The 1640-nt window shown below is 61.3% G+C and carries 3 protein-coding genes; 2 read left to right on the top strand and 1 reads right to left on the bottom strand.

Annotation, left to right across the window (positions count from 1 at the left end; genetic code table 11):
- Nucleotides 1-105 precede the first annotated feature (105 nt).
- Together ACYP5B_RS11680 and phaP are read left to right on the top strand one after the other, a co-directional pair.
- Nucleotides 106-429 (top strand): putative quinol monooxygenase, encoded by a 324-nt coding sequence (locus ACYP5B_RS11680; protein WP_459569706.1) that lies wholly within the window; start codon nucleotides 106-108, stop codon nucleotides 427-429.
- 437 nt (nucleotides 430-866) lie between these two features.
- The gene (gene phaP, locus ACYP5B_RS11675; protein ID WP_400102758.1) at nucleotides 867-1427 is read left to right on the top strand and encodes a TIGR01841 family phasin; all 561 of its coding nucleotides are present in this window, start codon (nucleotides 867-869) and stop codon (nucleotides 1425-1427) included.
- Between the two features lie 79 nt (nucleotides 1428-1506).
- On the opposite strand, the gene ACYP5B_RS11670 is transcribed toward phaP, so the two are convergent.
- The coding region (locus ACYP5B_RS11670) for a DUF3096 domain-containing protein (RefSeq protein WP_459569713.1) at nucleotides 1507-1640 on the bottom strand (134 nt) is incomplete at its 5' end.

Here is a 1640-nt window from a genome sequence, read left to right as displayed (position 1 = left end):
TGAGCGTCAAGGGGCTTCAGTTGGGCGGCGCAAGCCGCGTCAACGAAGTGCGGATAAATCCAATGCTCAACTTTGAGCAGATTTTATGGAACAGCACTGAATACCATGAGCGAAAACATCGCCTTTATCGTCCACCTGCCGGGCAAGCCGGAACATCGCGACGAACTCGAATCCAGCTTGCTGGAAGTGCTGGAGCAAATGGCCAAGGAGCCGGATTTCGTCAACACCTACCTGCATCGCTCGGTCGAAGACCCCGATACGCTGGTGCTGTACGAAACCTGGGCTTGCAGCCCCGCGTATTTCCAGACGCATCACTTGAGCCGGCCCTACCGGCAGGCATATGAGCAGGCGTTGCCGAGGCTGCTCAAGCGCGAGCGCACGCTGGAATTCCTCAAGCCGCTGCGCGCGTTCGAAAAGCCGGCAGCATAAGCCCAGGCAATCGCAGTTTGCCGCACGGCGGGAGCGGGAAGACGGTCATCGGCAAGCGGAGGACTCCGTCTGTCACTGCCACGCTCCCGCGGCCGGGCGATGCGTTTGCGGGCCCAATGTGCGCCCTGGCTGAGCCGGTCCACCGGCCCCCAATGCGTATGGGCGATGGGAGGAGGACGGTGCTGCCGAAAGCACCCCCACACAGTTGGGTACGCCCATGTCGACCATGCTGCACAGCAACACCCGAGATATCCGGTTTGTCCGGGTATCTCCCTAGGGGCTATCCAAATAGAGGGATCTAGAATCTTCCCTTGGATGGTGCACTGCGCAAATCAGTGATGCCGCCCTTTCCGAATCTCATATTTCGACCCGGTTACCGCGACAGCACATCCCGTGCATGTCGGCCAGGCTGCCAGGCGATTCACAGGAGAATACGCATGTTCGTTTTTTCGTCCGACCAGTTCGCCGAAGCCCAGAAAGCGCATTTCGCCAACTGGTTCGCACTGACGAATACGGCTTTCGACGGTTTCCAGAAACTGGCCGAGCTGAACCTGCAAGCCGCGAAGTCGAGCCTGGCCGAAAGCCAGGAAACCATCCAGGCGGCCTTGTCCGGCGGCGACCTGAAAGATGTCTTCAGCGCACAGGGTAAGCTCGCGCAGCCGGCAGCCGACAAGGCGCTGGCGTATGCCCGGCATGTGTACGAGATTGCCTCGGCCACGCAGGCCGAGCTCACCAAGACGGTGGAAGCGCAATACGAACAGCACACCCGCAGCGTGCAGACCTTCGTCGATACGTTCGTGAAGAATGCGCCGGCCGGCTCGGAAGCGCTCACTACCCTGCTGCAGCAGACGGTTGCGGCCGCCAACCATACCTACGAGTCGGTGCAGAAGGCCTCGAAGCAAGCCGCTGAAACGGTCAAGTCCAACATCGAAGCATCGACCGCGGCCGCGACTGGCGCAGTCCAGCAAAACGCTCGCCGCGCAGTCAAGGCATCTTGAAGTAAAGCGCGCCTGCGCAGCGCGGTCTTCCCGTGCCGTGCGGGAGATCCGCGCAATGCCCGCGGCTATGCCGGGCGCCTCAGTGCAGGTGCCCGCCGAACAGCCCTAGCAGGCCGATGATGATCAGGTAGATCGCCACGATGTAGTTGAGCAGCCGTGGCATGATCAGGATCAGGATGCCCGCGATCAGCGAGATCAGCGGGCTGGCGTTCG

The sequence above is a fragment of the Cupriavidus sp. 8B genome, from assembly GCF_054589115.1.
The sequence above is the reverse complement of the archived record's forward strand: the minus strand, read 5'-3'. Positions and strand labels throughout refer to the sequence as shown.

What these genes read in the sequence shown, in the direction of transcription:
- ACYP5B_RS11680 (WP_459569706.1), top strand. Translation starts at nt 106, where the DNA reads ATGAGCGAAAACATCGCCTTTATCGTCCACCTGCCGGGCAAGCCGGAA.
- phaP (WP_400102758.1), top strand. Translation starts at nt 867, where the DNA reads ATGTTCGTTTTTTCGTCCGACCAGTTCGCCGAAGCCCAGAAAGCGCAT.